Annotated in this window: 25 protein-coding genes; 13 read left to right on the top strand and 12 right to left on the bottom strand. The window is 68.0% G+C overall.

What is annotated here, in order from left to right:
* Window positions 1-2 precede the first annotated feature (2 nt).
* Entirely contained in the window at window positions 3-683 is a 681-nt protein-coding gene (locus tag QHF83_RS33150; protein WP_282422011.1) for a hypothetical protein, read from the top strand.
* 60 nt (window positions 684-743) lie between these two features.
* Window positions 744-1088 carry a multidrug efflux SMR transporter gene (locus QHF83_RS33145; protein WP_282422010.1) on the top strand — a complete coding sequence of 115 codons (345 nt, stop codon included), beginning with the start codon at window positions 744-746 and terminating at the stop codon, window positions 1086-1088.
* A gap of 26 nt (window positions 1089-1114) precedes the next feature.
* Here QHF83_RS33145 and QHF83_RS33140 read toward each other — a convergent pair whose 3' ends face one another.
* The 5 genes from QHF83_RS33140 to QHF83_RS33120 all read right to left on the bottom strand — a co-directional run bounded on the left by QHF83_RS33140 (window position 1115) and on the right by QHF83_RS33120 (window position 7156).
* The gene (locus QHF83_RS33140) at window positions 1115-3322 is read right to left on the bottom strand and encodes a peptidoglycan-binding protein (protein WP_282422009.1); all 2208 of its coding nucleotides are present in this window, start codon (window positions 3320-3322) and stop codon (window positions 1115-1117) included.
* A gap of 57 nt (window positions 3323-3379) precedes the next feature.
* Complete coding sequence (locus QHF83_RS33135; RefSeq protein WP_282422008.1) at window positions 3380-3589, bottom strand: hypothetical protein; 210 nt, start codon at window positions 3587-3589, stop codon at window positions 3380-3382.
* 31 nt (window positions 3590-3620) lie between these two features.
* Window positions 3621-4220, bottom strand: a complete 600-nt coding sequence (locus QHF83_RS33130; RefSeq protein WP_282422007.1) for a M15 family metallopeptidase — start codon at window positions 4218-4220, stop codon at window positions 3621-3623.
* 648 nt (window positions 4221-4868) lie between these two features.
* On the bottom strand, window positions 4869-6134 hold the full coding sequence (locus tag QHF83_RS33125; RefSeq protein WP_282422006.1) for a hypothetical protein: 1266 nt from the start codon (window positions 6132-6134) through the stop codon (window positions 4869-4871).
* 191 nt (window positions 6135-6325) lie between these two features.
* Window positions 6326-7156 (bottom strand): M55 family metallopeptidase, encoded by an 831-nt coding sequence (locus tag QHF83_RS33120; RefSeq protein ID WP_282422005.1) that lies wholly within the window; start codon window positions 7154-7156, stop codon window positions 6326-6328.
* Window positions 7157-7845: 689 nt separating this feature from the next.
* Between QHF83_RS33120 and QHF83_RS33115 the strand changes: the two genes are divergently transcribed.
* Window positions 7846-8106 (top strand): hypothetical protein, encoded by a 261-nt coding sequence (locus tag QHF83_RS33115; protein ID WP_282422004.1) that lies wholly within the window; start codon window positions 7846-7848, stop codon window positions 8104-8106.
* A gap of 43 nt (window positions 8107-8149) precedes the next feature.
* On the opposite strand, the gene QHF83_RS33110 is transcribed toward QHF83_RS33115, so the two are convergent.
* The 5 genes from QHF83_RS33110 to QHF83_RS33090 form a co-directional block, all read right to left on the bottom strand.
* The gene (locus QHF83_RS33110; protein WP_282422003.1) at window positions 8150-10138 is read right to left on the bottom strand and encodes a PAN domain-containing protein; all 1989 of its coding nucleotides are present in this window, start codon (window positions 10136-10138) and stop codon (window positions 8150-8152) included.
* Window positions 10139-10284: 146 nt separating this feature from the next.
* Window positions 10285-11265, bottom strand: a complete 981-nt coding sequence (locus QHF83_RS33105) for a tetratricopeptide repeat protein (RefSeq protein ID WP_282422002.1) — start codon at window positions 11263-11265, stop codon at window positions 10285-10287.
* Window positions 11262-11882, bottom strand: coding sequence for an RNA polymerase sigma factor (locus QHF83_RS33100; RefSeq protein WP_282422001.1), 621 nt, complete (start codon window positions 11880-11882; stop codon window positions 11262-11264). The genes QHF83_RS33105 and QHF83_RS33100 overlap by 4 nt, the downstream gene beginning before the upstream one ends.
* 73 nt (window positions 11883-11955) lie before the next feature.
* The gene (locus tag QHF83_RS33095; protein ID WP_282422000.1) at window positions 11956-13251 is read right to left on the bottom strand and encodes a hypothetical protein; all 1296 of its coding nucleotides are present in this window, start codon (window positions 13249-13251) and stop codon (window positions 11956-11958) included.
* 1097 nt (window positions 13252-14348) lie between these two features.
* Window positions 14349-15089 carry a CHAT domain-containing protein gene (locus QHF83_RS33090; protein WP_282421999.1) on the bottom strand — a complete coding sequence of 247 codons (741 nt, stop codon included), beginning with the start codon at window positions 15087-15089 and terminating at the stop codon, window positions 14349-14351.
* Between the two features lie 659 nt (window positions 15090-15748).
* On the opposite strand from QHF83_RS33090, the gene QHF83_RS33085 reads away from it, so the two are divergent.
* The 3 genes from QHF83_RS33085 to QHF83_RS33075 all read left to right on the top strand — a co-directional run bounded on the left by QHF83_RS33085 (window position 15749) and on the right by QHF83_RS33075 (window position 18092).
* A complete protein-coding gene (locus QHF83_RS33085) occupies window positions 15749-16540 on the top strand; it encodes a hypothetical protein (protein WP_282421998.1) in 792 nt (263 codons plus the stop codon).
* A gap of 594 nt (window positions 16541-17134) precedes the next feature.
* Complete coding sequence (locus QHF83_RS33080; RefSeq protein ID WP_282421997.1) at window positions 17135-17497, top strand: RNA-binding protein; 363 nt, start codon at window positions 17135-17137, stop codon at window positions 17495-17497.
* A gap of 190 nt (window positions 17498-17687) precedes the next feature.
* Window positions 17688-18092, top strand: coding sequence for a hypothetical protein (locus QHF83_RS33075; protein WP_282421996.1), 405 nt, complete (start codon window positions 17688-17690; stop codon window positions 18090-18092).
* 288 nt (window positions 18093-18380) lie between these two features.
* Here the strand turns inward: QHF83_RS33075 and QHF83_RS33070 are convergent, their stop codons facing one another.
* Window positions 18381-19187: a protein-L-isoaspartate(D-aspartate) O-methyltransferase gene (locus QHF83_RS33070; protein ID WP_282421995.1), complete on the bottom strand. Its 807-nt coding sequence runs from the start codon at window positions 19185-19187 to the stop codon at window positions 18381-18383.
* 90 nt (window positions 19188-19277) lie between these two features.
* Here QHF83_RS33070 and QHF83_RS33065 point away from each other — a divergent pair, with 90 nt between their 5' ends.
* From QHF83_RS33065 to QHF83_RS33045, 5 genes are all read left to right on the top strand, one after another.
* Window positions 19278-19613, top strand: a complete 336-nt coding sequence (locus tag QHF83_RS33065) for a hypothetical protein (RefSeq protein ID WP_282421994.1) — start codon at window positions 19278-19280, stop codon at window positions 19611-19613.
* Window positions 19614-20096: 483 nt separating this feature from the next.
* The gene (locus QHF83_RS33060; protein WP_282421993.1) at window positions 20097-21026 is read left to right on the top strand and encodes a LysR family transcriptional regulator; all 930 of its coding nucleotides are present in this window, start codon (window positions 20097-20099) and stop codon (window positions 21024-21026) included.
* 166 nt (window positions 21027-21192) lie between these two features.
* Window positions 21193-22230 carry an NAD(P)-dependent alcohol dehydrogenase gene (locus QHF83_RS33055; RefSeq protein ID WP_348980494.1) on the top strand — a complete coding sequence of 346 codons (1038 nt, stop codon included), beginning with the start codon at window positions 21193-21195 and terminating at the stop codon, window positions 22228-22230.
* A gap of 32 nt (window positions 22231-22262) precedes the next feature.
* A complete protein-coding gene (locus QHF83_RS33050) occupies window positions 22263-23096 on the top strand; it encodes an SDR family NAD(P)-dependent oxidoreductase (RefSeq protein ID WP_282421991.1) in 834 nt (277 codons plus the stop codon).
* Window positions 23097-23391: 295 nt separating this feature from the next.
* On the top strand, window positions 23392-23655 hold the full coding sequence (locus QHF83_RS33045; RefSeq protein ID WP_282421990.1) for a hypothetical protein: 264 nt from the start codon (window positions 23392-23394) through the stop codon (window positions 23653-23655).
* A 244-nt stretch (window positions 23656-23899) separates the two neighbouring features.
* Here the strand turns inward: QHF83_RS33045 and QHF83_RS33040 are convergent, their stop codons facing one another.
* On the bottom strand, window positions 23900-24472 hold the full coding sequence (locus QHF83_RS33040) for a hypothetical protein (protein WP_282421989.1): 573 nt from the start codon (window positions 24470-24472) through the stop codon (window positions 23900-23902).
* Window positions 24473-24979: 507 nt separating this feature from the next.
* Here QHF83_RS33040 and QHF83_RS33035 point away from each other — a divergent pair.
* Window positions 24980-25183: an ArsC/Spx/MgsR family protein gene (locus QHF83_RS33035; protein ID WP_348980495.1), complete on the top strand. Its 204-nt coding sequence runs from the start codon at window positions 24980-24982 to the stop codon at window positions 25181-25183.
* Between the two features lie 140 nt (window positions 25184-25323).
* Window positions 25324-25752, top strand: a complete 429-nt coding sequence (locus QHF83_RS33030) for a hypothetical protein (protein WP_282421987.1) — start codon at window positions 25324-25326, stop codon at window positions 25750-25752.
* Window positions 25753-26957 lie beyond the last annotated feature (1205 nt).

Genomic DNA, 26957 nt, shown 5'->3' with positions numbered 1-26957 from the left:
CCATGCATCCGCGCTCGAGAGCCCTGCTCGCCCCCATCCTCTGGCTCACCGCGTCCTTCCTCGGCTGCACGAGAGACGCCGTTCCGCGGGGCGCGCCGCCCCCGCTCTCCGACGAAACGCCCGCGCCTCCGGCGCCGAACGACGCCTCGAAGCCGCTCGATTGCGAATGGGTCCGCGACGAGGACAACTGCTGGCAGCCGATGAAACGCGAGATCCGCGCCTGCCTCGGCCCTCTCCCGATCGAGGGCATGCTCGCGCGTGACGGAAAGACCTGCGCGGCCTCGAACGCGGAGGTGCTCTTTCGGCCCGAGTTGGCGAGAGCGAGCCCCTGGGCGCTCGACATCGAGGTCCGTGTCGCGAACAAGACCTGCTTCCGCTATCGCGACACGGGCCCGGAGACGGGGTTGGCGCAGGATACTCCCCGGGTACACGTCCTCGAGGGGCCGAGCGGCGCGACGATTTCGTTCACGTCGGGCATGCCCCTCACGCTCGTGTGCCCCGATGGATCGACCTTCCGCGCGACCCCCGCGGACCTCGGCCTCGACGGATGCATCACGGAGCGTGTCTGGGAGGGCGCGCTCCCGCTCGGCAGCGGAGCGCTCACCCCCAGCTCGTCTCCGGTCTGGCTGTCGCTCGATCCACGCTGGGGGCACATCTTCGAGTGCGAGCGCCCGCCCGATTGAGGATCGGCCGCAGGCTGGCGTGAAACGCGCTGCGGTGCCACCATGCCGCTCCTACCTGCCATGAACCATTCACACGTAGCCTACGGGGCGCTGGGGCTCGCGATCCTGCTCGAGGTCGTCGGCACGTCGTGCTTGCAGAAGTCGGAGCAGTTCACCAAGCCGATTCCGACCGCAATCATGGCCGCCTGCTACTTCGGCGCATTTTACTTTCTTTCGCATGCGCTCAAGAGCATTCCCATAGGCATTGCCTACGCCATCTGGAGCGGCCTCGGCATCGTCCTCATTTCGATGGTGGGCTACGTCGTGTTTCGCCAGCGCCTCGACCTGGCCGCGGTGATTGGACTCGGCCTCATCGTCGTGGGGGTCATCGTCGTCAACGTCTTTTCCAGTTCGGTTACGCACTGAGCAGGCCCCAGCGAAACGCGGCTCGTTCAGGCGAGGACCCGCAACGCACGACGGTAATACGCGGTCCGTTGCGCGAGCCCGCGGTAACCGCCGTTGATGCGGTACGTGATTTTCTTGAAGTCACCCCGGTCCGCGAGGGCATTCAGCTTGCGGGACTTCCAGTACCACCCTGCGATGCGGAAGCCCACGTCGATACGAGCGGCGAGCTTCGGGCTCTTTTCCAGGTCGATCTTCAGGGCCTTGCCTGCTGCGCGGTAGTTGCTGCGCCCCGTGATCTGGATCGGGCCTCGACCCTTGTACCGCTTGCCGTCGCCGGGGTGGGTGTTCCCGAGATCCTTGCGCCCCTCGTAGGCAGCGCCGGACGCGAGCTCCTCGAAATACCGGAACTCGCCGCTCTCGTGCGCGAGCTGCGCGAGGAAAGCCGCCATTCGTTTCTTCGTGTCGATGGCGAACTCTTTCATGGCCTTGTTCAGGTGCGGCAAGCATTTTCGCGCCCGCGCCGCCGCGAGGTTCGGCATGATGGCGCGCAGCTCCGCCAGCGTGACCTTGCCCCGCGCCGGGCCCTTCTTCGGGGGCGCGGGCTTGGCCGGGCCCATCTTCGCGCCGAGCTTCGCGAATGCGGCGCGCGTCTTCGGCCCATAAGTGCCCGTGCTCGGGACGCCGCGTCGGGCCTGGAACTTCTTCAGCGCCGCCTCCGTCTTCGGGCCGAACCTTCCCGGGGCCGTGTTCATCTCGGCTTGCGTCATGTGGCCGAGCTTCACGAGCGCGGCTTGCAGGGCCTTCACGCCCGCGCCTTTCGCGCCGCGTTTCAGGTTGGTCCCGGGCAACGTCGTTCCGGCCAGCGGACCGGCAGGCTTCGCCGCGGCCGCCTCGGTGCTCTTCGCCGGAATCTCGGCCAGCGGCTCGAGGACGAGCGTCACCGGCAACGCTTGCCTTTCCGTGACCCTCTTGAGGGCAACCGCATCGCTGGAAACCGCTTTCAGGATATGAGGCCCAGGATGGGTGATGGGCAAGGAGAAGGAGCCGTCCGCGGCGGAGGTCGTGGCAATCGTGGGCCCCGGACGGCGGGGGCGGTTGATCGTGACGGTGACGCCGGCGAGCGGGCGGTTGTTCTGGTCGACGACTTTACCCGTGATTTCCTTGACGGGCGCCGCCGGTGACGGCGCGCGCGCGCTTTCGACCGCGAGGTCCGCCATCGGGGCCGAGAAACCACGACGCCGGGCGCGCCGCCCGGGTGTCGCCTCCTCGGACCATTGCCTGAGGCTCGCGAGCACCTGCGGCGTGATGCGCAGGCCCGAGTTCCACAGGATACCGGTGCGAGGGCCGCTCGTGTGAATCGCGACCACGACGCGCTCGCCGTTCGGGCGTGTCAACCAGACCGGAGCCCCGCTCTGCCCGCCGAATGTGTCGATGTCGTACTCGACGACGCGGGCCCCGACGCCCTTCAGCGCGCGCGCGTGATAATACAACCGGGTGGCGAAATCGGGTTCCTGCGGATATCCCGCGATGTTGACCAGGGCGCCCTCGAGCTCCGCTTCGGGCAGCGCCTCGGGCATGAAAAAGCCCTCGTCCAGCCGGACCGGCTCGTCGAGCAGGATCACGCCGTAATCGTACTCCGGGGATCGGTCTTCGAGCCACCCGGACACCAGGCGAAAGCGCTTCGCCACCACGGAACCGAAGGGCTTTCGGGTCCCGTCGAGCGCCGGAATCACCTCGATCGACGTCGCCCACCCGCCCATCTTTTCGCAATCGTACAAGCAATGCCCCGCCGTGACCACGGTACGGGGATTGATGAGCCATCCGGTGCCGACATGCGGCACGCCATTGGCGCCGGTGATCCGGAGCGCGCAGATCGCCCGGTAAGGAGCCTCCTGGGTCCGCGTGATCCGGACCCGATCATCCGGGCCGAACACGACGAATTGACGGCCCCTGGCCGCGTGCATCCGGAAAGCCTCCGTGGCCTCCCGCGGAGCGTCGATCGACCGCAAGATCGGGGCCGCGCTGTGGGTGAGGCGCGGGGGAAGGAGAAATCTCCCGGACGGCTCCGGGGCCGCGGCGTCAGGGTCCCTCGGCCGCTGATACCCCGGCACGTATTCGAGCAGGCCCGCGGGTCTCCCGACCGCGGCCGCCTCGGTCGTGGCCGTGCACGAAACGGGCTCCTGCTCGCTCGCGCGGGATTCGTGGCCGCCGCTCACGCGGCCTGCCTCGTTCGGCGATGCTCCCCTCTCGTTCATGACGCGCTCCCCTCCCCCCGATGTGGTCCTGATGTGCGTGCGAAATGAGAAGGAGGATCACCACGGACGCGCCCTCCCGCGTGGGCAGGAGCGGCCGGAGCTGCTCCTGGAGCGCGAGGTGCCCGCCTTGCGGCGGGCATCGCCCGGGTGCGCCCCATCGATCAGCACGGAGATCCCCCCGAACCGGCAGAGCACGGCATCCCCGTATTGCTCGGCTCCGACGTCGAGCAACGTGATCGTGAACGGGTTTTGCGCGCCCCTTCGCATGGCCGCCCCCCCTCTCAATTCACCTCCGGCGCTACCGCGCCCCGCCCTTCTGGATCCGCTTCGCCAGCGCCACCGCCTTCGCGCGGGGCAGGATCACCTCGAAGTGCATGTCGTCCTTGCGGCGGCGGTAGTTGCCTCCCCAGCGAAGGCCGTATTTCTTGCAAAGCGCGTTGATCGTCTTGCGCTGGGCCACGCTGAACGTGTTGGCGCGCCCCAGCGGGTGCTTCGGCGCGTTCAGATCGATCGCGATGCCGGCCGCGTGGAACGAGGGCCGCTTCGAGCCGCGGATGTTGCGATTCGCGTGCCCCCAGCACCAGCCCTTGCGGAGCTTCTCCACCTTCTGGTGGAATTCCTTGGCGAAGCCGATGAGCAGCGGGGCGATGATCGCGCGGACCGACAAGGACACGTTCGTGCCCGGGACGCGGTACGTCTTGACCCCGATGCGCTTCGCGGGCCCCACGCTGAATCCATTGATGGATCGCCCCTTCGCCGGCGCGGCCTCGAAGCTCGACTTGCCCGGCGCGGCGCTCGTCTCCACGCCCTCCCAGACGTCTTCGTCGTCCTGGTGGGCATGAGTGTCCCAATCCTCGGGCGGCTGCGTGCCCTCGGAGGGATCGACCTCGTCCAGCACGACGGGCTCCGCTTCGAGCCTCTCGTCCAGTTCCTCGGCGACGAATCGTTTGGCGCTCCGAAGAGCGGACCTTTCCTTTTGACCTCTCACGGCCATACGGCACCCCCTTTCCCATTTCCGAATGTTGTGTCCGGCCTTCACGGCGCAATGGGCTCTCCCCGAAAATCCAGCGCGCGCCTTTGGGGGACGCCGCGCCGGGGCGCTGCCCCGGACCCCGCGGGGGCTATCCGCCCCTCGACCCGGACCAGGCACGGCCTGGACCGAAGGTGGAAGAACTGCGCGATGCGCAGTTCTTCCAACGGGCCCGTGAGAGAGCCTTGCCCGTCGAAAGGGCAGCGCGGCTGTCTTGGCTGGCAGGGTCGCCCTTGGTCTTGCCTCGGGCCTGTTCGATGAACTGCGCATCGCGCAGTTCATCGACCCCGGGTCCAGCGCTTGCGCTGGTCCGGGTCCAGGGGTGGACAACCCCTGGTGGGGCCTGGGGCAACGCCCCAGCGCGGCGCCTCACGTCAACGAGGCTCTCCGCAGTTTCCAAGGGGACATGATGAGGATACGAACGATACGAAGTTCGATCCTTCCTCGATCATGCGCTACCGGATCGAGAAGAGCTGGAACTTCGACGGGCTCGAAATCGGCTGGAACGGCGACGCCTCACTCGGCGACGAGAATGCCCCGCACCGAGGACGCCTGACCGACGCCGCTCTTCGCGATGAGGATCGGATACCCGTTGTCCGCGGGCATGACGAAGCCGAAGGCCCCACCGGCGCCATTCCAGGGGCCCCGCATCGACATGCGATTGAGGTTCATGTTCGGCACGAACTCCTTGCCGTCGCCGTCGATGTACCCGTCGGAGCCCGTCATCACGCGCAGCGCGTGGGCGACGTCGAAGAGCTGATGGGCCACCACGCTGTCCCACTCGCCGGGCGGCTTCGTCGAGACCGTGAACTTGCTGCCGTTCTCCACGTAGATGACGAACGGCGTATCGGTGTTCCTGTCGACGAGGCGGGCCCCGTAGACCTGGAGCGTCTTGATGACCTTCAAGAGACCCGGCGACGTGACGTTCGACGTGTCGTAATCCGGCGGCAGCATCAGGAGCGAGCCCATCGGAATCTGCCCCTTGTAGCCCGACGCGCTATCGCCGTCCTCGAGGGTGGCCGGAAAGACGAAGCCCGTCTTCATCGCGGTGCCATCCAGCGACAGGGCCAGCGCGTGGTGGAACATCTCTTCCCCGTCGTCGGCCTCGTGCACGCGAATGAGGCCGGCGGCGGTGCACACGCCGGAAGCGCGCGCCCCCTGGGAGTAATGCGCCGGATCGCCCCAGCCCGAGCCGCCGAGGGGGGACCATGAATACATGGCCGCGGTCCAGGCGCCCGCGGCGTCTTTCTTGAGCTGCCAGAACGAATGAATGATGCCCGCCTTCTCGTCGACGATGTCGGCGTGCCCATCGCTCCCCGACGCGCCCTCGACCGAGGCGGGCCAGTGGGGAATGGTCACGGTGCACGATCCGCCGACGTCGGGGCAGCTCGGGCCCGCGGCGCCGCCTTGGCCGAGCACCTGCATCGGCGGGTCGCTCTCCGACGCGCGGAAGATGGTCGTCGAGAAAGCGCCTCCGCCCACCGAGGGATAAAAGGCCGGATTGGGCGTCGGCGGAATCTGGTAGTCGCCCAGGACGGGGTTCTTGGGGTGGCTGTTCCAGAGCGAGTCCGCAGCGAAGGGTTTTTCGAAGGTCCCCCACACGCTGCCCGCGCCGGCTTCACCGCCCGCGCCGCCCGCGCCCCCTTCGCCCATGGAGCCGCCCGCGCCCCCATTCCCCCCGCTTCCATCCGTTGACGAAGGTGGATTCTCGTTCGAGCTGCCGCATCCGACGATCGAGGCGTAGAGAAGGAGCGAAATGGCCAATGAGCCGATGTTGCGCATGGCGGTTTGAATACCCAGCGACGAGAGGCGGGTCAACCGCGGCGCGCGACGTGAAGTGGCTCGAGGTGGAGAATCCGCCGAAAAGGTCGCCTACGCATTGCACCACCGTCGTCCTCCGGCAGCGGAGGTGGAATGCAAAAACGAAGGCTGCTTGCAGCTTGACTTCCGACGTCGCGCGTCGATCCCACCCGTCAAATCATCGTCGACGCCGCCAGAATCGTCCACGCCTCGATCACCTGCACCACCGTCGCCGCATCCGGCGCCCGATACCCGCACGCCGTACCGGACCGCCGTTCCGTGAACGGCACGAGCTCCGCCACGTCCGCGCACGCCGAATTGACGAAGTCGATCTCCAGATCGAGCGGCAAAGCCGGACGGAACGGCGAAAACGCCCCTTCGCCCGCACGCTGCACGGCCCGCGACGCTCCATCACGAATGCGCTTCCGCGCGGCAATCGGGGACAGGCTCCGCGCCGCATACCGGGTGATCGCCTCCTTCACCTGCACCGTCTCCACCTCGCCCAGGATGTCCCGCGCCTGCGCGCATACCGTCTGATCCCCCGTCACGAGCGCCACGGGGATCCCCAGCGCGCCGCACACGGCCGCATTGATGGCCGTCTCGTTGAAATCGCGTCCGCCGACGCGACAGCGCGCCACCACCCGACCAAAAAACGTATGGTCGAGGATGCCCGCGCGACTCCCAGCGCCCGCGTGGTACCCGACGAAGAGCGCGCAACCGAAGCCGGGCGCGATGCCCTGCACCATCGAGAGCGGCTTCAGCGATCCCGTGACGATCTCCGCCCGCGGATCGAGCTCGTCGAGCAGGAGATTCCGCATGTCGCCATGCGAATCATTCACGAGCACGCTCGTCGCGCCGCCCTCGAATGCCCCCATCACGGCAGCGTTGGCCTCGTCCGTCATCCACCGGCGCGCCCGCTCGTAATCGGCCCCCGTCCGCCGCGTCTGGTCCACGTGGACCACCCCGGCGACCCCTTCCATGTCGACGCTGATGTACACCTGCATGCGCGAACCTATAGCATGGGCGCGCGAGGATCGGCCCGAGCCGTCGCCCTTGGTCTCTTCTTGGGGGGCGATATGCGTGTCCTTTTTGCGTGTGCCGTGCTACCCATGGCGCCGCCATGACGAACAGCCTTTCATACGGCTTCTTTCATCGCTCCTCCGAATGCATTGACACGGTCTGTCGGCGAACACTCGTGAGGCTCCTGGCGTGTGTCCTCGTGCTCCCCGCGGCTTTCAGTGCGTGCGGCGGCGCTGCGCCCCCTCCCCCCGCGGACGCCACGGATGCGACGGGCGCTCCCACAGCCCAACCGCCGGGCCCGCGGGAGGTATGTGAGCACCTGCGTTCCGTCATTTCGCAGGAGCTCTCGACCGCCGGGCGCCCGGAGAACGAAGGCAAAGAGCAAGAGTTCATTCGGGAGTGTCTGGAGGAGGAGTCGGCTGGACGGGCTGATGACAAGGACCGCTGGGCAGGCCGTGCCGCCTGCTTCCTCGCCGCGAAGACAGGCGACGCCGTCCTCGCCTGCGAAGAAAGCCACCCCTTTGCGAGCGTTCCCCTCGATTGCGATCGATTGCTCACGCCGGAGGACATCCAAGCGGACCTCGGCATTTCCGTGAGGCCGTCAGCCGACGAAGAGCCGCCCTCGACGGAAAACAACTGCAGTCGAGACTTCCACGCGGAGGATGGGCGATTCGTGATCGTTTATCTTCGATCGCACCGGACCGCGACGGAAGCCACGGCCATGGTGACAGGTCCTCACGAGCAGGCGACGCAGGTGAAACTCGTGTCCGGCCTGGGCGACGCGGCACAACATCTCGTGACGGGCTCGTTGTGCCGTGTGGCGGTGGCGAAGGGCCGCGTCAGCATGGTCGTGACCCTCAATGCGCGGCAGCAGACGTGCGTGTTCGACGCACTCGAGCGCCTGGCTGCCAAGGCGACGGCGCGTTTGCCCTGACGCCCGCCGATTTCGCCCATACGAACCGTGGGCGCGTGGTCGCTCAGTTCCCCACGATGAGGCCTCGGTCCGTGATGCCGATGGTCCAGGCTTTGGTGTACGAGTCCCAACCCGACGTCCAGCAGGTGCCCAATGCCTCCGTATCCCCGTACTCGCAGTCGGCGTGCCACCAGGTGGGGATAGCGTCGTCCCAGGTGGCCGCGGCCATGTTGCAGCTCGGTCCGGCCTGGGTCGGGTGGGTGCCCACGCCGCCGTTGCCCCAGGAGAAGCCGCCCTGCCGGTCGTGGAGCATCCAGGGCTCCTCGTTCCCGTCGAGACTGACGAGCTTGTTCCATGTATCGAGGTGAACGCCGGTGCTGTTGTTGCGGAACTCCTCCCAGGGCAGGCAGGTGTTGCTGCTCCCGCCCTGGTTGTAGAAGGCCGCGTGCGAGTCTTTGCCTATGTAGATGACGGGGTGGGTGACATCTTCGATGGCGACCGAGCCGCGCGCCGGGAGCCGCGTGTAGGACTTGCCGTGCATCCAGTAGGTGACGGCGGCGATCCGGCTCCGATCCTCGCTCAGGGTCACCATGACCCGCTCCCAGTCGCCGGGGTGGGAGCCGGAGCTCCCGTCGCAGTCCTCCTGGTAGCCGTAGAAGAACCAGTACATGAGCCGCACCTGCGCGCCGCAAGTGATGGTCTGGTAATACGTCGGGATGGCGCCCGTGGACAGCGAGGCGGCGTCGTCGTTCACGCTGATGCCCGCGTTCTGGGTGATGGCCTTGTCGTAGAACGCCTGCGCGGACATGGGGTAACCGTTGGCCGCCCCGTCGAAGCGCAGCCGCGGCGCGAACTTTTCACCCAAGAAGCGCAGCGCCTCGTCGCGCTGGGCGGAGGGCATCACGAACGCGAAGTCCGACACGAGCCCGTCGCCGATGTCCGCCTGCCCCGCGCGGAGCCAGCAGGCCTGCTTGTCCGGATTGAAGGTACCGCCCGCGCACGACGGGTCCACGAGACAGGCCTGATAACACACCGCCGCGCTCGGCGTGGAGAAGGTGCGGAGCCCCGGGCTCGCCGTCCCCCCCGCCCCCCAGAAGGTCCGACCCGCGTGCATCAGCGACAGGTAATACGCGTCGCGCAGGCTCGACGACACCGTGAACGCGTTGTCCGACACGAGCCCGTCGCCGACGGTCGCGCTCCCCGTGCGGAGCCAGCAGGCCTGCTTGTCCGGATTGAAGGTACCGCCCGTGCACGACGCGTCTTCGAGGCAGGGGGTGTAACACTCCGTCGCCGTCTGCGCGGTGAACGTCATGAGCGGGCCCGTTCCCCAGAACGTCGCGCCGGGCGACATCGTGGGCGCGGGCCCGGAGCTCTGGCAGCACAGGATCGAATGCGGGCCACCACTCGAGGGCGAAATGCTCACGCCGGCCACGTGCTCATTGATCGCGCACTCGCCCTTGTACCCGCCGTAGTCCCATTCCAAGCGCGTCCAGTCTCCGCGATCGTCGCGGGTGTCGAAGGTCCGCACGGTGCAGGCCGTGTCCTCGGTGAACCCCACCCCCTGCGCGCACTGGAGCCCGTGGAACTTGTTGTTGCCCTGGTACTGCGCGGCGTTCTCGCTGACGCCGCTCACGTACTCGCCGTAGCCGCACTCGAGCTTGTAGAACCCGGGCGCCCAGTCGCCGAGGCGCGACGCCCGGCGCTCGTCCGCGTCGGCGAGCACCATCGTCTCCACCACGTTCCCCGTGAATTTCGCGGCGTCGCCCTCCTTGCAGAGCGCGCTCCGGCCTTGGTGATCCGTGGGCGACACGCTGATGCCGCTCACCACCTCGCCGGGGGCGCAAGAAGCCTTGCCGTGTTGGGGATCCCAATCCGCGGAGCTGCCGCGCATCGTCGACCCGTCCCGGAACGGCGCGGCGAAGGACTGGAGCTTTTGGGCATTCTCTCCGACGTTCTCGGTGTCCCCTACACCCGTCTCCTCGGCGCCGCACGCGGCGAGCGACGAACCCAGCGCCAATGCGAAAATCCCCTGCATCGTGAACTTGTTGAACATGACCATGCTTCCTCGGGTCCTTTGGAGCGTGACGCTCGACAGGCGTGTTCGGACATGCCCCCGCCGCTCTGTGCCGCCCTCGTGCCCGGGGGGCGCGAGAGCGGGTCAAAAAAAGAACCGAGGGCGCTCGAATCTCGTCGAGAGCTCTAATGCCCTTTGCGCTGCTCGCGCAGCCGGGTCGCGTACACGCTGTCGCCGTGACGAGTGAGGAAATCGTCGATCGCCGCCTGCGCCTCGCCGGCGCGCCCGAGCTGCTGGAGCGCCTGGATGCGACCGTAGTGGGCCTCGATCACGAGCGCGCCGCCCCCGCTCGCCAGGTAACGATCGAAATAGCCGAGCGCGGAGGTTGCGCTCCCGCCCGCGAGTGAGAGGCGCCCGAGCGATACCAGCGCGGCCCGCGCCTCGGAGCTCTCGGGGTAACGCGCGAGCAGCGTTTGATACGTCGTGATCGCGTCCCGGGTCCGGCCCGCGGCGAGCGCGGCCTGCGCTTCGCCCAGGAGCTCGTCGGCGCTCGATCCTGCGCTCACCTTGCCGCGCTTCCCGTCCTGATCCGCCACCCGGGGCGGGGCCGCCGCGACGGGCGCCTCGGCCACGCTCGCGACGGGCGCCTCGACCGAGGAAGGCATCGGCGCCACGACCTCGACCGGCTTCGGCGGCGCGGTCGTGTGAGCAGACGGAGGCGGTCCGGCGTCGGTGCCCTCGATCGGGCGCGGCTCCGGCCCCCCGAAGCGCGTGTTCACCCACGTGGCCGCGAAGGCGCCCAGCGCCGCCGCGAAGGCGACCGCGGCGGCGAGCCCCGCGACCCCGCGCCTCGTCATGGGGCGCGTGAGGGATCGCGGGCGCGGCTCCGGAAAGAGCTCCACGGACGACGGGGCACGCTCCTCCTGCATCTTCGCGAGGACCCGTGAGGCCATCACGCCGTCGTCGACCTCGGCGCCTTCCCCGCGCGGCGACCCCAGCCGGCCGATCTCGGCCCACAACGCCGCTTCGTCGGCGAGCTCCGGATCGGCCTCTTCCTGATGACGGACGAACTCGACCTCCTCGGGCGTGAGCGGCTGCCCACGGCCCCGGGCCGCCACGAGGGAGATCCAGCGCTCCTCGTCCGAGGCACGCTTCATCGGCTTCATGCGGACCTCCTGCGGCCGACGGCGATATCCTGTCGGACCTGCTTTCGCAGCGCCTCGATCCCGAGGCGCAGCCGGCTCTTCACGGTATCGCGGCTGGCCTCCGTCATCTCGGCGACCTCGTCCACCGTGTGCTCCAGCGCGACGTGGAGGATGATCACTTCGCGCTGCGCCTCGGGCAGCTCGTCCAGGTACTCGCGCACATGGCGAGGCAGGGCCTCGGCGTCGCGACCGGGCGACGACGCGGGCACGTCGTCGGCGGCCGACTCGTCACCGGCGATCAAGGCCTCGCGCTGCCGCCCCGCGCGGACGTACTTGAGCGCGGTCCTCACGGCGATGCGCCGCCCCCAGGTCGCGAGGCTGGCCTCGCCGCGGTAGGTCGCGGCGCTCCTCAGGATCGCGAGCAGCGCGAGCTGGGCGACGTCGTCCGCGTCGGCGGGGCTCTGCAGGAAGGCCCGCGCGATCCGCCGGACGCTCGGGAGCAGCTCCATCACGAGCCACGCCTGGGCCGCGGGCTCGCCCGCGCCGGCGCGGCGAGCCCGATCGAGATCCAGGGGCGAGGCCACGACCGCGGCCTCGTCTCGGCCGGCCTGTGACCGCCCGAGGACGCTCGCGCTCATCAAGCTCGACTTTCCACCCGCAGGCACGGGCGCATGGTTCCGCGCGCCCCCGGGAGCGGGTCATTTTTTTTCGTCATCGTCCCGCCCGGGCAGGACGCGGGATCGTGGGCTCGATCAGATCCACCTGGAGCTCGAGGCCGCCGAGGAACCTCGCCGGGTCGGTCTGGAGGTCGACCGGGGGCTGATTCGTCGTGGAGAGCCGGTTCAGCGGCACGTCCACGCCGGCCCAGGCGCCGACGCGGAGCCGGTCGACGATCCGGAAGCCGAGGCCCACCGTGGGGGCGATGCTCACGAGCGCGTCGACCGCGTGCCGCAGCGGGGTCGGCGGCGGCGGCGTGGGAGCAGGAGGAGCCGAAGAAGAAACGGGGTGCGGGTCGCGAACGACGATGTCGACCGTGCTACGCGCGCCCAGATCGACGTCCCAGCGGCCGCCGAAGAGGAAGCGATATCCGCCGCCGAAGACGATGGGGTGACGGGACAGGTCGACGTCGAGCGCGGAGCTCGAGCCCTTGACGTACTCTTCGAAGATCATCTCGTAGCCGAGGCCGACGCGCGCGTTCGGCGCGGGCGCCCACCACGCGGAGAGCGCGAGGGCGCTCTGCCAGGAGGCCTCGCGCGCGAAGGTGCCGCCCGTATATCCCGCGGAGAGGAGCAGCCGCCGAAAGCTCGGCCGCGCGGGAGCCTCCGGCGGAGGCATCACCCGAGGCGCAGGCGCCGTCGTGGCAGGGGGTGGCGGAGGGGGTGGCGGAGGCGGAGGCGGCGCGGAGACCGGGGCTGCCTCGGCGGCGGGCGCGGGAGAGGACGCGGGGTCGGCGACCTCCAGGGACGTCATCGTGACGACGTGCCCTTCGACGACCAGCTCCGCCGCGGCCGAGCCGGCGATGTTCGCGAGCGCCTCGAGCGCCGCGGAGGTCTGGCCGGCGGGCGCGGGGACGCCGCGGCGAAACACGCGCCCGCCTTCCTTTTCGAGGAGATGGAGGACGAGCTCGTCCCCTTTCCCGATCCCCACCCAGAGCACCCCCTTCGCGCCCTCGTCATCCGCGACCGCGCGCGCGTCGGCGATACGGTCGCCCGTATCGGGGGAGCTCACGGGGCGCTCGACCCGCTTCAACGTCACGCCGGCGGAGCGGACATGCGCAGCGACGAGCGTCACAGCCCGCTCCTCGAGCGGCGAGCGCACGCCTTTCGCGACGAGCAGGACGAGCACGGGCCGCGCCGCCGCGTCCTCGACCGCGGGGCCTGTGCTCTTCAGCTCGTCACCGAGGGCGAAGCCCGTCGTCAGCGCGAGCGCCACCCCGAGCAGCGAGGGCCCAACAGGGCGTCGACCGCTGCGCCAGGCCACGATCCGAGGAGGACGGATGGCTCGCATGGCCCCCCGTATCGGACTCTCGAGACCGCGTCCAGCCGAGAGCAAACGAGCTGCGGCGGCGCCCATTGGGGCCGCTGCGCTGGGGCGTTGCCCCAGGCCCCACCAGGGGTTGTCCACCCCTGGACCCGGACCAGCGCAAGCGCTGGACCCGGGGTCGATGAACTGCGCGATGCGCAGTTCATCGAGCAGGTCGAGGCAAGGGGAGCGGGAGGGTGGAGGATGACCACTCGGCGCACCTTGACCACGACCCCCACGCGGCTTTGTCTACGAGTGCTCGGCCGTGCCCCCACTCATCGACATACGCCTCGGCGCCGACGCGGCGTGAGGCATTGCCATCCACGGCTTACGGGCAGGTGATCTTCCTCCATGATAGTCCTCCAAACCCTCCCGTCTGGCTTGTCGTGGAGAAACTAGAATCATTGTCGATGTGAAGCGAGAGCGTCCCCCAGAGGGCGTTGCGGCCACGCGGGACGTCGGACCAGTTCCCCGTGATCGCGTTGCCAGAGATGGTGCCGTAATAGACGTTCGTCCATTGACGCCCTCCATCATCGCTCATCCCCATCCAAAACAAAGATGAGCCATGCTGGGCGATATAGTAGGTGCCACCTCCGTTGACAGACCAGCAGCCGGTTAGATCGGCGGCGCTGGCTGATCCAGACGCAAACGCCATGACGAGACTTGCCACAGCGCTCATGCAGATCTTATTCGCCTGTATCGAGATGCCCATAGAGACCTCCTCGAAAAGGACAGGCCGCAAGACTCGTGCCCCTTCGTGTGGCTCCGCTCAGCACACCATCGCCATAGGAATCATGCACTTTCGGTCATTCCGAGCGCTTGCCAGCCGATAGCCGGCTCTAGGACCCGCGACGGTATCCAGCCACTCTTGCTGATATCCCGCCACTACCCAACCAAGACCGCCGTGACCGGCAACGCCGTCCCTGGTCTTGCCACCGACCTGTGGGAAGAACTGCGCATCGCGCAGTTCTTCCCCCTGAGGTCCAGCGCTTGCGCTGGTCCGGGTCGAGGGGCGGACAGCCCCCGCGGGGCCCGGGGCAGAGCCCCGGCGAAGCGCCTCCCAGAAGAGACGCTGCACGCGCCTACGGACAACCCTCGGCGAGAACGAGCCGCTCTGCCGAGACGCCGGCGCGCACGCAGAGGCGCGGGAGGTCTGCGTCGGGCAGCCCTGCCAGACTGATCGCGGCGCACCCCTGGGCGTGTGCCGCCGCGACCGACTGACGCGCGTCGAGGCCGGTGTAGAAGCTGCTCGCGTATCGCCGCGCGGCGACGTCGTGGATTGAACCGCTCATCCCGATGACGCAGTCGACGTGCGCTCGCAGCACCTCGACGTGGTCCTCGCTGTGACAGGCGTTGAGGAGCACCAGCCGCACCGAGGCCCCCGCTGCGCTGAACGCCTTCGCGAGTGCGTCGCTCGAGACGAGCTGGGCGCGGCCCTCGCCGTGATGGAAGACCAGACCCTGCTCCCGGCCGCCGGCCGTCGCGGGCTCTGCGACGAACTCTCTGCGCGGACCGGTCCGGTGCTCGCCGCCGGCGTCCCCGCCGCCGTGACCGCTGAAGTGGACCACCGTTGGCTGGAGGTTGACGAGCTCGCGGAGCAGATCGTCGGGCTGCGTCGCCCAGCGCGTCACCAGCTCGAAGCGGTCCCGGAACCGGCTGCGCTCCAGCGCCTCCTGGATCGCGCGCGCCTCCTCGTCGAGCGCGATCCGGACGGTCCCCCCGGGGTGGCGGCCAAAAACAGAACGAAGCCCTCGTGCCGCTGCCGCTCGATGCTGTAGATGCTGTCGTCGAAGGACTCCCCCGGCATCCGGACCATTGCCCATCGTACACCGACGACCGGCGCTCGGGAGAAACGCCCTGCACGCGCCAAGCCTTCGCGAATCGCACCCGGTGTGAGCGCGACCTTTCGCCACGGCAAAGTGTCACCCCAAATTCCGGTTGCGTAGGGTCACTCCGCTTTGGGGCCTCCCCATGATGCACTCCCGCCGCCGGGACCTCGCTTTGGGGCCTCCCCATGATGCACTCCCAGCGCCGGGACCTCGCTTCGGGGCCTCCCCATGATGCACTCCCAGCGCCGGGACCTCGCTTCGGGGCCTCCCCATGACGCACTCCGAACGCTGGGACCTCGCTTTGGGGCCTCCCCATGACGCACTCCGACCGCCGGGACCTCGCTTCGGGGCCTCCCCATGACGCACTCCCAACGCCGGGACCTCGCTTTGGGGCCTCCCCATGACGCACTCCGAGCGCGGGGACCTCGCTTTGGGGGCTCCCCATGATGCACTCCCACCGCCGGGACCTCACTTTGGGGCCTCCCCGCTCCGTTTTGGAGCACCCCGCGCTCCGTTTTGGAGCACCTCCCCGCTCCGTTTTGGAGCATCGACCTGGATTTCCGTGGATTCCGGAGGGGCACGGCTCTTGCCATGACACCTCCCGAACCCGCCGCGCGACATCCCGTCGCGCCGGAACCAGCGAGGTGTTTCCCATGGCCAGTCATCCCTCTACCGCCAAGCTCTCCCGCGCCGAAAAAGCCGCCATCTGCCGCAAGCTGCACGACAACCTCGTCGCCCGCGCCCAGATGGGCCCCGCCGAGCCCGCGCTCGACGCGTTCATCCCGCAGCTCGACGCCACCGCCACGCGGCTCGACGCCCACGTGGCCGGCAAACACGCCGCCAGCGCCGCGCGCGCCGCGCATGCCGACCGCGTCGAGAAGGCCGACGACGAGGTCGATACCGTGGCCTGCCACATCGAAAGTTACCTCGGCAACGAAAGCCGTCGCCGCCAGGGGCCCCACGTCGCCGCGGTCCGAGCGATTCACGCCGCCGCATTCCCCGCGGGTCGCGCGTTCCTCGACGCGCGCGTCCCCGAGGAAAACGCCGAGATCCGCCGGATCCTCGCCATCCTGCGCGCCCCGGAGCACGCGGCGACGCTCGCCGGGATCTCGTTCCCGATGGAGTGGATCGACCGCCTCGAATTCGCGGTCGGCGAGAGCGACCTGGCCTATGCCGAGCGGGCTTCGGCGCGAGGGACGGCCGGTCATCACGTGAATCTCGGGAAAGACGCGGAGGCCGATTGGCTCGATGTGGTGGGTCGGCTGCGCAAGTACGTGGAGAGCCGCGCGTCCGCGGGGGAGGTCGAGCGGTCCCTCGAAGGTCGGACGCTCCTCGCTCCGCTGACGGACGCGATGGCGCACGCCAAGGCGGTCGCTGCCACCCGCGCGACGCGACGGTCGAAGAAGAAGGCGGAAGAGCCGACGGCCGAGATGCCGGTGGGCTAGGTGCTGACGCTTCTGCCTCCGCTTCCGCTCGCCGCGGGGGCGGAGGCGGAGGCGGAGGTGGCAAGCGGGCTCGCGATGGCACCGCGCGTGGGTTCTTCCAACGCGCTTTCCGCATTGCATGGCGGGATCCTCGAGTACGGCTTCATGCACGTGGAATGTAATCGTTCGGTCGCGTTTTCGTGCAAGCGACGAGGATTCTGCAGGAGCGCGGGCCCGGCGGCATTGGGTGTGTCGTGAAGCCCTCGACACGCGGCCCGCGCCCTTCCGTCTCGCCCGCCTGCTCGGGGCGAACGCACGCCGCTCTGGATGATCTTGGGCGACGAGCATCTTTCACCTTGCCAAAGGTCGGCCGATGAGGTAAGTTGTCGGCCGACACGCAAACGTTTCTGGCTCGCTCTCGGCACGTCGCTCCTCTTCCAGAATGCGGCTCGCTCGGAAGACTGGATGACGCAAACGTGCGCCGAGGCGAGTGACGTTCCCAAGTTGGGTGCTTCGCGCGTCTCTGCACACCCCGTTCGGCTTTGATGCGGCTTCTTCGAACGGTCGGTGTGAAGGCGTCTCCCTGGACGCTTTGAGAAGCCACAGGAAAACACCATGGGAAATCGTCTCTACGTCGGAAACCTCTCGTACAGCACCACCCAGACCTCGCTCGAGAGCGCCTTTGCCGCGGCCGGCCAGGTTCGCGAGGTCGCGATGCCGATCGATCGCGAGACCGGGCAACCCCGCGGCTTCGCCTTCGTCACGATGGGGAACGCGCACGAGGCGCTCAACGCGATCTCTCAGCTCAACGGGCTCATGCTCGACGGGCGCGCGCTCAAGGTCAACGAGGCGCAAGAGCGTCCCCCGCGCACGGGCGGCGGCGGCGGTGGCGGCGGCTACGGTGGCGGCGGTGGTCGCGGTGGCGGCGGCTACGGCGGCGGCGGTGGTCGCGGTGGTCGCGGCGGCGGCCGATACTGATCGAAAAAGCATGACGTGCGGCGCGGGCCGCGGCAGCTCGCAAGAGCAGCCGCGCCCGCGCCGTTTTCCATGTCCGCGGCCGAGAAGTGACCCATGGCTGAAATGCCCCGAGACCTTCATCAAAAGATGAGGAAACAGCTTCGGCCGCTCGCTCGATGAGTGTCGAACCCGCGTCGATGGAGGGGGGATGATGAATTACCGCAAGAACCTCGAGCGCAAAGCCCGTCATGCAGAGCGGCTGGCTCGCGAAGACGCGGCAGGCAAGCTCTCCGTGCACGCTCCCGATTTGAAAGACTTCTACATTTCGATCGACGAGACGCCGAGGAGCGGCACCGCCGTCGGCGGCACGCGCTACATCCGGCGCGTCGTCATCGCATCGGCGCCCGCCCTCTTCGAGCTGCCGTGCTCCGATCCGCGGTGCGAAAATGGCGGTTATGACGTGACGGCCGAGTTCCTCGCTGCGCTCGCATATCGCCGCACCGTCTTCGAAGGCGAGCGGTCTTGCCCGGGACGGTCCAGCACGCACGATTGCGGAAGAATCCTTCGGTACGTCGCGACGGCGGCCTATCGCGACGAGAAAAAAGCGCCTTCCTGAGGTCGCCTCTCGAGGCCCCGTCCCTCGACAGCCCCGCGCATGGCCGCTCAACCTCTACGGGAACGGAGGCGGCAAGCGAAATCTGATTGTGTACCGCTCCCGCGGCTCCCCCCGCCCCGGCCACCGTCATTGGACGCTCGGTTCCCGAGCGCATGATGAGCCCCCTGGTGAACGGGACAGAGGCGCCGATCCGCCGTCAGCAGGACGCGGATCCAGCGGGGATTGACGTCCCGGCCCCCGCCGCGTGCGTGATGCCCTTTCCTCCGCCTCTTCCTCGGTCCGGGCAGCTCAGGGGTTCGGCTTCGCGTTGCCCGGCACCATCGGCACGAACCTCACCAGCGCCAGGTTTTCCTTCGCGATTCGCCCGCTGCGCTTCGTCAACCGCACGAGCTCCTGTGGCTCGTCCTCCCCGCCCACCGGCGCCACCAGAATCCCGCCCTCTGCGAGCTGGTCGAGGAGGGCGCGCGGGATCTCCGGTGGCGCGGCCGTGAGCAGGATCCGATCGAACGGCGCTTGCTCGGGCCAGCCTGCGTATCCATCGCCGATGCAGACCTCGACATTGGAGTAACCGAGCTCTTCGAGACGCTCTCGCGCGACCTCGCCGAGGGGCGCGACGAGCTCGATCGTGAAGACCCGCCGCGCCAGGAGCGCGAGCACGGCCGTCTGGTATCCCGAACCCGTGCCGATCTCCAGCACGCGCTCCGTACTCCGGAGCTCGAGGGCGTTCGTCGTGATCGCGACGACGGTCGGCTGGGAGATCGTCTGGCCATGGCCAATGGGCAGCGGGCGGTCCTCGTACGCAAGGGCGAGGGGTGCGTCCGGCACGAACAGGTGGCGGGGGGTCGCTTGCAAGGCGCCGAGCACGCGCCCGTCCCACGTGGCGCCGCTCCAGGGCGAGCTGCGGAGGATCTCGCGGACGAGGTCCTCGCGCAGGGTGCGCGCCTCGGCAGAGTCGTCGCGGACGGCGGGCGGCGGCGCAGAGACGCTCTCGATGCGGGCGTCCGGCGGCTCGTCCTCGGGGGCAGGCGGGGTGGAAGCTTGGCCGCACGACGGGAGCGCCAAGAGCAGGCAGCACCAACAGAGACGGCCCATCATTCGAACAACATAAGCCGCGCGTCCCGCAGTGCATAACGACGGCGACCGTACGAGCGGCATCGACCGGAGAAAGCGGACGCGGATGCGGGAGTGGAAGCGGCAGCGGATGCGGCAGCGGCAGCGGGGTGCGCGGCGAACGACACCACGCACGGCGCGTCGGTGCGCGCGCGGGGGCCTTTCCCCGTGCAGCACGCATTCGACCCGCAGCCAACCCAGGCGCCTGAGCCGCAGCCCACCGCGACGGTCGGCGAGCAGCAGACCGCACCCACGAATACAGCAGGCACGCAGGTCCCCGCGGCCAGCGGGTGCGATCCAGCCAAAGAACCGCACCGCAGATACCTCGGCGACAGGGAAAAGTGCATGCTCATCAAGTATCGCTGCGAGCCGCCGCAGAACTTCTTCTCCAATGCCTGCGGCTGCGAATAACATTGCACCAGCAGGTTATGCTGTGGCTGGGATAGCGGAAGCGGAGGCGGGCGCGGTCGAGCGAGCCCATGATCTCGTCATCGAGCGCGTCCACGTACCCGAGCGCCTCGGCGACCTGCAGGCAGGCCCCCTGCGCGGTTGATCCCCGAGATTCGCATCGTTTGCCGACACCCGTTCGAGCACCGCCCGGGAGGGCCGCCGAACGGCGTTCAACGTCACCATAGCGGCGCGGGCGAAAAATGCCTACCAATCAACTTACGGTTGAATTGTGGCCATATGGAAAGGGTCGGGACGTCTTTACCGAAAGCCAGCGCATCGGCCACGTGCGAGCACGTGCGAAGGTCCGCCGGTCGAAGGAGCGTCGTTCTTGCGATTCTTCCGATCGGAGCCGATGACCGCTCCTGACTCTCGCCTGCGCGAAAGGTTCGGCCGACCCATCGCGAACCCTCAGTCCGGCACCGCCCTTCCGTGCTATGAGAGGCCATGGACCGGCTCGACGCCATGTTCGTTTTCCTGGCCGTGGTCGAAACTGGCAGCCTGTCGGCGGCGGGGCGGCGGCTGCGGGCGCCGCTGCCTACCGTCAGCCGTAAGGTCGCGGAACTCGAACGTCATCTCGGCACGCAGCTTCTGATCCGCACCAGCCGCCGCGTGGAGTTGACCGAGGCCGGGCGCGAGTACGCCATTGCGGTGCGGCACATACTCGAGCAATTGCAAGAAGCCGAGCAGGCCGCCGCAGGCGAATATCAGGAGCCCCGAGGGGAGCTGACCGTCACGGCACCGACCATGTTCGGCGAGTTGTACGTACTGCCGATCGCCAGCGAGTTTCTTGCGGCGCACCCGAGGATCGATCTGCGCCTCTTCCTGACGGACGTCATCGTGAACGTCGTCGAGGAGCACGTGCATGTGGCGGTCCGGATCGGAGAGATCGAGGACAATTCATTGATGGCGAGACGTGTCGGGGCCACGCGCTCCATCACCTGTGCGAGCCCGAGCTACCTGCGCGCGTTCGGCGAGCCCCAGACGCCGGAGGACCTGACGGAGCGCGATGGGGTGACCTATCGCGGATTCGTGCCCTCACGCTGGCGGTACGTGCGGGACGCCGCGGAGGTGGTCGCGGAACCCCGCGCGCGGGTCGCCGTCAATTCGCCCGCCGCGGCGCTGGTGGCGGCAAAGGCCGGCCTCGGGATCACGAGAGCCCTGGACTACCAGATCACGCCGGAGCTGCGGACCGGAGCGCTCACGCCGCTCCTGGAAGCCTTCGAAGTGGCTCCTCTTCCGATCCACCTCGTCTTCTCCGGTCAGGGCCGCCTACCGCTCAAGGTGCGCGCCTTTTTGGACTGGATGGCGCCCCGGCTGCGCGGCCGATTGACCGCTGAAGGTGTCGGGGCGCCCGCGGGGCCGCCGAGACGCTAGGCGCCTGGCGGCTCGTCGAGGCCACCCCAGCCTCTCACATTTCGAGAGGGAGCATCACAATCTAGCCCACTGCCGCGCCGCAGCTCCGACAGCTACATCTGGCGACGACAAAGGCTCATCGATGCGCAGGAGGCGCGACATGACGAGTACAGTCCTTGCGACGCCCATGTATTCTGAAAACGCCCAGGCACCGCTCGATCCCCCTATGCGGCGCTGGGAGCTCGACGCCCCAGGCGTGCGAAACCTGGCGCTCCGCGATGTTCCCAGGCCGCGGCCTGGGCTTCGCGAGGTCCTGGTGAGAATCCAGGCGGTGTCGCTGAACTACCGCGATATCCTGATGTGGGAAGGACGCATGGGCGAGTTGGCCCAACCGTTCGTCCCCGGAAGCGACTTTGCTGGAGAGGTCGTGGAGCTCGGGCCGTTTGCGACGCGGTTTTCCATCGGCGAGCGGGTGATCGGCGTCGACATCGAAGACTGGATCGACGGCGCGGCGCCCGGGCGCCACACCAACACCATCGCCGTCTCCGGCCGCCTTTCGGAGTTCGTGGTCGTCAGCGAAGACATGCTGGTCGCGGCGCCCCAAACCCTCAGCCCGGAGGAGGCGAGCACGCTTCCGACCGCGGGGCTGACCGCCTGGATGGCTGTGGTCGAAACGGGTCGCGTCCGGGCGGGGCAGACCTGGGTCGTCCAGGGCACGGGCGGGGTTTCGCTCTTCGCGCTCCAGTTCGCGGCGGCGCACGGGGCGACGGTGATCCTGACCTCCAGCAGCGACGAGAAATTGGCCCTCGGCTTGACCCTCGGCGCGCGCGCCGGCGTCAACTACCGCACCCATCCCGATTGGGATCGAGAAGTGATGGCGCTCACGAGGGGGCGCGGAGCCGACGCGGTGATCGAGATGGCGGCGGGCGAGAACCTCGCGACGTCCGTCGAGGCCCTGGCCTACGGCGGAAGGATCTTGCTGGTCGGGCTGCTGGACAGTGACCGCGTCTCGACCCCGGTCGGCCCCCTGCTTCTGCGTCGTGCGACGATCAACGCCATCGGCGTCGGACCGCGGCGAGCGCTCGAGGACATGATCCGGGCGATCGACAGCCTCGAGATCCGCCCTGCGGTGGCGGCGACCTATGACTTCGCCGATCTCCAGGCGGCCATGAACCATCTGCAGGCCGGCGCCTTCGGGAAGGTCGTCGTGCGCGTCCGAGCCTAGGCGAAAACGCCGCAATCGAAAGGAACAGAAAGATGAGCATCCAGACGTGGTTCATCACCGGAGCATCAAGCGGGCTGGGAGCCGCAATCGCGAGCGCCGCCCTTCGCTCTGGTCATCATGTGGCCGTCACCGCGCGCGATAGCTCCCGCCTCAACGCGCTGGTGGAGGCCTATCCCGACGCTGTGCTCCCCCTCTCGATGGACCTCACCAGACCATCCGAGATCGAGGCTGCGGTGGCTACCGCCGAGGCGTGGCGTGGCGGCATCGACGTGCTCGTGAACAACGCCGCACTCGGCTACCTCGCCGCGATTGAAGAGGGAGAAGACCAGAAGATTCGGACGGTCTTCGAGACGAACTTCTTCGGCGTCGCGTCGACCCTACGGGCAGCTCTCGCCGGCATGCGCGCTCGGGGGCGCGGCACGATCATGAACATCTCGTCCATGAACGGCGTCGTCGCCATGCCTGCCCTCGGCTATTACAGCGCTTCGAAGTTCGCACTCGAAGGACTCACGGAAGCCCTGTCGCAAGAGGTCGCGCCGCTTGGTCTCAAGGTCATGTTGGTCGAACCGGGCGGCTTCCGAACGGGCATCGTCGAACGGAATCTCCGGAGCCCGAGGATCGATGCATATGGCGCCACGGCCCATGCCGTCATGGATATGCTGGTGAACGACAAGGACGGCTCTCTCGCGCCAGGCGATCCGGCTCGCATGGCCGACATCCTCGTCAAACTCGTGGATTCTGGAGAGATGCCGCAGCGGCTCAGCCTCGGCGCTGACAGCTGGACAGGCATCATGGCGAAGCTAGACGCCCAGCGCGCGGAGTACCAAGCCTGGAAGGACGTGTCGCACAGCACGTACTTCTCGTGAAGGCGCGAACGTAGTCCCCGCATCCGAGCCGTCGTGGTGCCGGATCTCGAAGTGCGTGATGGGCCCCAATCTCGGCCGAGATGGTGGCGTAACGCTCGATCGTGACGGTCTCCGGATCGATCGCGGGCGCAGGCTCCGGCGCGACCTCGACGGAAGCGGAAGCGGGAGCGGAAGCGGAGGCGGCAAGCGAAATCTGTTTGTGTACCGTTTCGGAGGCCAGAGCGAGGACTAAGGACGCGATCTTCAACAAGATTTGCATGATCCATCCGGTCACGGGCGGAAGCCTTGCGGGCGCTTGGCGCAGCCCTCGGGGCGCTCGGCACTCGGCGCGGACGCAGGGCGCACGGCAGGCATGGTCGTCGGGGCGCTCGCGACGCGCGGCGCCAAGCCTCCGTCAGTCGTCGTGACCGCCACGACGGCCGAGTGGAACGTCTTCGCGATCGAGTTCACGGATCTGACGCAAGAGTCCGTCTTGGTCCCCGGGAACCAGGACGAGGCTGCCATCGCTCCTCTGTACAATGAGGATGCGACCACAGCCCCCGCAGCGGGCCTCGAATAGGCGAGGATGCTGGCCCGAAGCGCACCGAAAGAGATTGTGCGCGATTGGCCGCAGCGTCGCGGGGCTCACGGAAGACAGAGCCGCGCCGCACTGGGGACATGCCGCCTGTGGGTTTGGCCCGAGACCTGTACTGTCGAGGACGATCTTCCGGCCGCTCATAAGCTCAGTATACGGCAGGCTGCTTGCATCGAGAACATGAACGAGGGAGCGTCGGCTGGGCGCCATGCAACGCGGTGCCTACTCGTCAGAAATCAAAAATGTACGATTGTCGACAACAAACCGTCACTGCGTTCTCGTCGTCTTCGACCGCCTCCCCGATGGGCTCCCCCCCGCCGGCCTCGCATGTCCCCGCGACGTACGCGTGATCCGTGACCGACTTTCCGCCCATCGCACGGCCCGCGGGGAAGATCGGATCGCAGTCTCCACCGAGCGAGGAAATCGGCTGCTTCAGGAACTCCGAAGCGCACGCCCCATCATCGAACAGCCGCAACGTGGCAACACACGCACCCCCTTGCGGCGCGCCGCACGTGCATGCCGTGCATTCGCGCGAGTCCTTCGGCTGAAACGGGTACATGGTCCGGGGAAGCTCCCAATTGTAGGGCTTGGGGCATTTCGTATGCTTCCCCTTCTGCCAGATGCATTGACGGTAGGGGTAGAGCACCTTCGGAACGCAGAGCTTATCCCCCGAGCCACAGAGCGACGTGTCGAGGCTCGACCGGCAGGCGAGCGCGCCAGTCTCCCATTCCGTGATCTTCGTTCCTCCGGCCTTGATGATAGGCGATGGCTTGACATCGCACTTCTCGTTGGCCCTGACCATTCATCTCATCGCAACAGCCCTGCCTCATCGAGCTGTCGCAGCGTTTCTGCTGCGGGAGCCAAGCGTTCGAGCCCTCGACCGATGGTGATGGATCCTGGCGGGCCACCAGAGGACTTACCCGTGTAGCCGCCGAGCTCTGCGATCCACTGTGTTGCGACGCCGATCGTCAGGATCCTGTTCTGCCCCATTCCGTCGCGCGCAGGCCTCTTCAAGGCTGCGCAGCACCGCGCGGAGCCGCCCGGAGCGCGAAGCGCGAGGACGGCGAGCACGGCTTGGCCTTGAAGAGGCCGAGCACGACGGTACGATCGCCGTCCCCGAGCGGAATCCATGCAAACCCGTCCCACTCGCGTTTGCGTTTGCGTTTGCGTTTTACGTTTGCGCCTCCGCCTCCGCCTCCGCCTCCGCCCCCGCCTCCGCCTCCGCTCCCGCCTCCGCTTCCTTTAACGAGGTCGATCCCAAGGGGCGCTTCCACGGCCTGCGCAAGACGCGCCGCCCGCCGTGGGCGGCATGCGCGCGCTTTATGCCGAAGACAGGCCTCGCGTGAAAGAACGCGGCCTTCAATACCTCGACCCGAGCGAAACACGCCTCGCGGAGCTATTTTTGGAGGATGCGATGTTGCTTCGCACGCCCATCGTACGCGACGGCGCCCGCGCGGCCGTGGGCCCCGCCGAGGTGACTTGGAAGGCGTTTGCGGAGGCGACCAAACCGTAAGCGGGCGGCTCGACTTTGCCGTCCCGACCGGCTATCTCTCGCCGATGCGATCGTTGTCCCCCCTCATGTTCGTCGGGCTCGCCGTGCTTACGCCCCTCGTTTGGGTAGCCTGCGCCGAGCCGCCTTCGGGAAACGCCCCCGTGACGCCGTCCACCGAAACAAAAGCAGGCGCCAAGCCGCCTTCGGAAAACGCCCCCGTGACGCCGTCCGCCGAAACAAAAGCAGGCTCCTCACCGCCGGCCGCTGCGCCGCCCTCCACCGCAGCATGCGATACGCTTCGTGCCGAGGTCCGCGACGCTTTGGGCAAAGCGCAAGCCAAATCCGCCGCTTGCAAGACCGAAGCCGATTGCGAGATTCTTTCGGATGGCATCTGCATGGCCGCGAGCTGCGGCGTCAGCATCGCCAAAGCCGCGCGGGCCACGTACGAGGCGGACCGAAAACGTATCACGGAGCCAGCTTGTGAATCTTGGACCAAGAGCGGCTGCGACAAGCTCGTACCCATTCCGATTCCCTCGTGCCCTATGCTCGTGCCCATTTGTAAAGACGGAGTCTGCACTTCGCGGTATTGAGCTCGGAAGGAGCTTCGCCGCGGCGAGCGCGCAATGCGCGGCGGCAAACTCGAGCGCTTAGGGCAACCAATCAGCGCTTAGGGCAAATAACCAGCCAATTTCACCCTCGAGCAGGAACCGTCGCCCCGCCGCCCCCCGCCGCGGCCGTATCCCCGACTACGGCATGACGCCACCACGCGTGGGCCTCGCGCGGAAAGTCGAGCCCCATTGGCGAAGTTGTACCTCCGGCAATACCTCCTCGGTCAGATGCACAGCGCCATCGCTCATCCGCCGTCCGAGGCATGATGGACAGAACCCACGTCGCTTGCACGAAAATGCGACCAGTCGCTCGAATCCGCACCCTTCGCATTCCACGCGCATGAAGCCGTATTCGAGAATCCCGCAGCGCAGATACTCCTCGACCTCGCGCACGACGAATCGCGGCAAACTCCCAATCGGCTCCACGCGCTCCCGAAACGAGTCCCAATACGAACGCACGACTCGGTAGAGAACCGTCTCCTCAGGTCGATGCCGCTCGTAGCGGTCGCCGTCGCCATGCAGTGCAGAAAGCGAACCGGAAGGCCCCACGCGCGTCCCCATCGCGCGCGCCATGCCAAAAGAAAGGGACGCCGATTACCGAGCACTTCCCCGATCTTCCCTGGCGGCCGCCCCCCTCCGCCATGGCGGTCGCCACACCTGGCAAGGTCCACCGCCCACCTGACGCTCGACCTGCCCCCGCCTTCCTCAAGAACGGTACACAAACAGATTCCTGTTGCCGCTTCCGCCTCCGCCCCCGCCTCCGCCTCCGCCTCCGCCTCCGCTCATGACGTGGCAGTCGTCGCGCACGATGCGGCGACGCCATTGCTCCAAGGGATGCCCGTTGGAAATCCCTCGATCGAGGCTGCGCACGACGCACACGCGGCGGTCGGCAAGCTGTTGGCTGCGATAGCGCGCCAATAGAGTTTCGTTCGCGCGGCCCCCCCTGGAGGAGTGCCCCCCGGGGGGCGTGGCGAAGGTGCCCGACGGTCGAGGTCGCGGCGCGCGCTCGGCCGCCTGCCAGATTGTCCTAAGCGCCGCTCATGCGCGGACAGTACGCTGACCTAGGTGGCTGGTGTCGATCGCGAGCCCGTCGAAGAGGTCGTGGCCGCTCGTGTTCCCATGGCCGCCAGGGTGCATATCGGACAGGTCGCCTGACGGCTGATAATGGTTTGGATCGTCTTCTGGTC

The organism is Polyangium sp. 15x6 (assembly GCF_029960785.1).
GTDB lineage: Bacteria > Myxococcota_A > Polyangia > Polyangiales > Polyangiaceae > Polyangium.
This window is presented reverse-complemented; position numbering and strand designations above follow the sequence as displayed.

What these genes read in the sequence shown, in the direction of transcription:
- QHF83_RS33150 (WP_282422011.1), top strand. Translation starts at nt 3, where the DNA reads ATGCATCCGCGCTCGAGAGCCCTGCTCGCCCCCATCCTCTGGCTCACC.
- QHF83_RS33100 (WP_282422001.1), bottom strand. Translation starts at nt 11,882, where the DNA reads ATGAGCGCGAGCGTCCTCGGGCGGTCACAGGCCGGCCGAGACGAGGCC.
- QHF83_RS33075 (WP_282421996.1), top strand. Translation starts at nt 17,688, where the DNA reads ATGAATTACCGCAAGAACCTCGAGCGCAAAGCCCGTCATGCAGAGCGG.
- QHF83_RS33110 (WP_282422003.1), bottom strand. Translation starts at nt 10,138, where the DNA reads ATGTTCAACAAGTTCACGATGCAGGGGATTTTCGCATTGGCGCTGGGT.
- QHF83_RS33140 (WP_282422009.1), bottom strand. Translation starts at nt 3,322, where the DNA reads ATGAACGAGAGGGGAGCATCGCCGAACGAGGCAGGCCGCGTGAGCGGC.
- QHF83_RS33080 (WP_282421997.1), top strand. Translation starts at nt 17,135, where the DNA reads ATGGGAAATCGTCTCTACGTCGGAAACCTCTCGTACAGCACCACCCAG.
- QHF83_RS33125 (WP_282422006.1), bottom strand. Translation starts at nt 6,134, where the DNA reads ATGCGCAACATCGGCTCATTGGCCATTTCGCTCCTTCTCTACGCCTCG.
- QHF83_RS33090 (WP_282421999.1), bottom strand. Translation starts at nt 15,089, where the DNA reads ATGGGCAATGGTCCGGATGCCGGGGGAGTCCTTCGACGACAGCATCTA.
- QHF83_RS33085 (WP_282421998.1), top strand. Translation starts at nt 15,749, where the DNA reads ATGGCCAGTCATCCCTCTACCGCCAAGCTCTCCCGCGCCGAAAAAGCC.
- QHF83_RS33050 (WP_282421991.1), top strand. Translation starts at nt 22,263, where the DNA reads ATGAGCATCCAGACGTGGTTCATCACCGGAGCATCAAGCGGGCTGGGA.
- QHF83_RS33060 (WP_282421993.1), top strand. Translation starts at nt 20,097, where the DNA reads ATGGACCGGCTCGACGCCATGTTCGTTTTCCTGGCCGTGGTCGAAACT.
- QHF83_RS33095 (WP_282422000.1), bottom strand. Translation starts at nt 13,251, where the DNA reads ATGCGAGCCATCCGTCCTCCTCGGATCGTGGCCTGGCGCAGCGGTCGA.
- QHF83_RS33135 (WP_282422008.1), bottom strand. Translation starts at nt 3,589, where the DNA reads ATGCGAAGGGGCGCGCAAAACCCGTTCACGATCACGTTGCTCGACGTC.
- QHF83_RS33040 (WP_282421989.1), bottom strand. Translation starts at nt 24,472, where the DNA reads ATGGTCAGGGCCAACGAGAAGTGCGATGTCAAGCCATCGCCTATCATC.
- QHF83_RS33105 (WP_282422002.1), bottom strand. Translation starts at nt 11,265, where the DNA reads ATGAAGCCGATGAAGCGTGCCTCGGACGAGGAGCGCTGGATCTCCCTC.
- QHF83_RS33055 (WP_348980494.1), top strand. Translation starts at nt 21,193, where the DNA reads ATGTATTCTGAAAACGCCCAGGCACCGCTCGATCCCCCTATGCGGCGC.
- QHF83_RS33070 (WP_282421995.1), bottom strand. Translation starts at nt 19,187, where the DNA reads ATGATGGGCCGTCTCTGTTGGTGCTGCCTGCTCTTGGCGCTCCCGTCG.
- QHF83_RS33035 (WP_348980495.1), top strand. Translation starts at nt 24,980, where the DNA reads ATGCGCGCGCTTTATGCCGAAGACAGGCCTCGCGTGAAAGAACGCGGC.
- QHF83_RS33145 (WP_282422010.1), top strand. Translation starts at nt 744, where the DNA reads ATGAACCATTCACACGTAGCCTACGGGGCGCTGGGGCTCGCGATCCTG.
- QHF83_RS33120 (WP_282422005.1), bottom strand. Translation starts at nt 7,156, where the DNA reads ATGCAGGTGTACATCAGCGTCGACATGGAAGGGGTCGCCGGGGTGGTC.